Origin of the sequence: Okeania sp. SIO2B9 (assembly GCF_010672505.1) — a bacterium.
Classification (GTDB): Bacteria; Cyanobacteriota; Cyanobacteriia; order Cyanobacteriales; family Microcoleaceae; genus Okeania; species Okeania hirsuta.
The window spans coordinates 1-2560 of sequence record NZ_JAAHGK010001114.1; the positions used below are offsets into that span (position 1 = coordinate 1).

The following is a 2560-nucleotide window of genomic DNA, read 5'->3' on the forward strand; positions in this document are numbered from 1 at the left end:
TATTAAAGCTATTAATTATGACTCGGTAACTTCCCCTCCTGGGAGAGGTTAGGGGTGGGTTTAATTCTAAGAAATAACCTAGTTATTTGTAGCAAATATTTATCAAATTGGTATAATATCATGTCCTTTGGTATCGTTGGTGTAAAAACTTAGGTAATATCTACTTTTTCTTGATTTTAAATCTTCTTCCTTCTTCCTGACCGAATAATTATTAATTGTTAATTATTAGTTGTTAAATTGAGCTTTATCTTTATCCCTTATGGGTTTAATACCCCACCGTCTAGACGCTGCAAATACGCTTGGTGAGGTGAGAATCTCCATCGACCGCATTTTTCTGACTACTGAATTCTGACTTTTTCTTCAAAATTACTGATGTACCTGACTTAATATAAATAGAATAGCTAAGGCAACCACTTAGGATGAATACCAGTTAGAGGCAACTCTTCTGGTTTAAGTTGCCACTGGGAATCATCTTCTGGCATTTTTGAGTCTAAAGGTAACATCCATAAACGACTAATTTTTCTAGTGTTTTTTGTATTTTCTTGTTCTTGTTCTTCTTGATTTGATATTGTCACCATTTGGTCAAATAATAATGCTAAACCATCTGGTGATAAATCCATATTAACTTCCTGTTGGTTTGGCAAAATAACCAAAGGTCTTAACAAATTTCTCTTAAGATAAAATGCTGCGATATAAGGTTGTTCTTGATATTCTTCTTCCTTCTCTACTACTTGAGTTAATAAACAATAAAGAATTCTTTTATTCGGGTCAAATTCTGCACTGAGAATATTACCATAAGGACGAGTTCTTAATACCTCTCGCTCCTGACCTTGATTAGTCACAATATAAAGCGATCGCGTCCCATCTTGATTATATTTTACCATGGTTGCCATGGAGCCATCAGGAGAAAAATTCAATACTGTTCCAAATTTTGGTAAGAATATTAAATCCTCTGAATCTGTTTCTGGATTTATTGGTAAAATGGAGGTTCCTTCTCCTTGTAAAATTACTAAACTTTTGCTATCTGGGGTAATTAAAAAGTCTCCACCTTTTTGAATTATTCCATCTTTATTTGTTAAAGGTTGTGCTTCTTTTTCTAATTCTAATACCCACGGACCGGAATCAAAAACATCTTTTCTATTTACCCGTTGAATGACAATTTTTTGACCATCAGCAGATAAATCAAATTTCAAGTTTTGGTATTCTAAATTATCAAGAACTTTTTCAATTTTACCTGCAGCTTCTAATGATTTTAATTGGGAATCTCCAGGAGTAAAATTAATCCCAGTTGTCACAGTATATATTTGTTGTTCTATCAGAGTCGGAACTTCATTTTGCTTTTCAACTGCCGAAAATAAAATCTTTTCACCTTGGGGAAAAAATTTAAAGTCCATTACTTCTAAATTTTTCGGACTTAGTATTATAGGCCGTTGCTTTTTAGTTAAATTAATTAAGATTAATCTGCCTTTTTCCTCTCCTTGAAAACCTATATAAGCAAATGCGCGATCGCGACTTCTAAATAGACCTTGAAAAGGCTGCATTACCTCCCCTTGATCCAAGCCATAAAACTTTTCTTTTGCCCCTGATAATTTCACTTTATACTGATTACCATAGGGAGCAGGTTCTAAAATTGTATAAGCCATTCTACGACCCGCCCAACTCACTTTTCCTGGTAAAGGTGGTTCTATTGTTAAATTTTTTTCAACACTTGCATGGTTCATGGGTCGATTAAAATTTAGTATAAAAGCTGTATCTTCAGCTCCTATTTTTTTGTCTTGCCAGCTAAAGTCTTTAACTTTTGGAGTTGTACTTCCACCACTCACAAATAACAGACAAATTAACACCGTTAAGCCGAGAATCAAAGTAATAGCAACTCTGTCCAAAGGTTGTCGTAATTCCTCTAAAAGAATGTCTTGATTTTCGCGAAATAGATGATTAATTTTTTTTCTTAAATTTACCATTTATTTTTCCTTTATACCCCACAGTTAAAGAAGGAAGTCAGAAGTCATAAATCAGAAGTTATTTTTGTTACAGGGATTTTGAGCAACCCTAAAAAAATATTTCGCCTTAAAAGGTGGGGTTGCGCAACCCAATTATTTTGATAAAAGTTTCGGACGAGTTGAAAATTGTGCTTAATCATAATAGTGTTTACTACCGTTTGAAGACTTATTCTTAATATTTATAGAGGATTATTTGTGATATCTATGATTAAGCGGAGATAATATTATCTTTTTCTTTTGAGTTTAATATCCCACCGTCTACATAGTGTTTAAAATTTCTTGTGGTTTGAGTCTCCGTCCACTTCTTCCTTCTTCCTTCTTCAATAATCATAAGGATTTTTCGGCTTAGGAATTGGTTCAATCTTAGATGGCGAAATTGTTAGTTTACGTTGACTATTCAGCTCATCAGTAATCATTTTACCTTCAACTTTCAACCAACCATCTTGAGGATATTTACTCCGACTTCTGCCTTCTGGTAATTTAACTGGTAATCCCACTGGATAAGCATCAGCAGCACAACAAGTCAGAATAAATCTAGATATCCAAAAATATTGCTCAGA

3 protein-coding genes are annotated in these 2560 nt (G+C 33.6%); all 3 read right to left on the bottom strand.

Annotation, left to right across the window (positions count from 1 at the left end; translation table 11 throughout):
- Window positions 1-401 precede the first annotated feature (401 nt).
- On the bottom strand, window positions 402-1961 hold the full coding sequence (locus tag F6K13_RS27905; RefSeq protein ID WP_124147141.1) for a hypothetical protein: 1560 nt from the start codon (window positions 1959-1961) through the stop codon (window positions 402-404).
- A gap of 247 nt (window positions 1962-2208) precedes the next feature.
- Window positions 2209-2331, bottom strand: a complete 123-nt coding sequence (locus F6K13_RS27910; RefSeq protein WP_282433659.1) for a hypothetical protein — start codon at window positions 2329-2331, stop codon at window positions 2209-2211.
- Window positions 2321-2560 (bottom strand): TIGR03943 family putative permease subunit (locus F6K13_RS27915; RefSeq protein WP_287289120.1); only part of this gene is annotated, 240 nt, incomplete at its 5' end. The genes F6K13_RS27915 and F6K13_RS27910, both read right to left, overlap by 11 nt.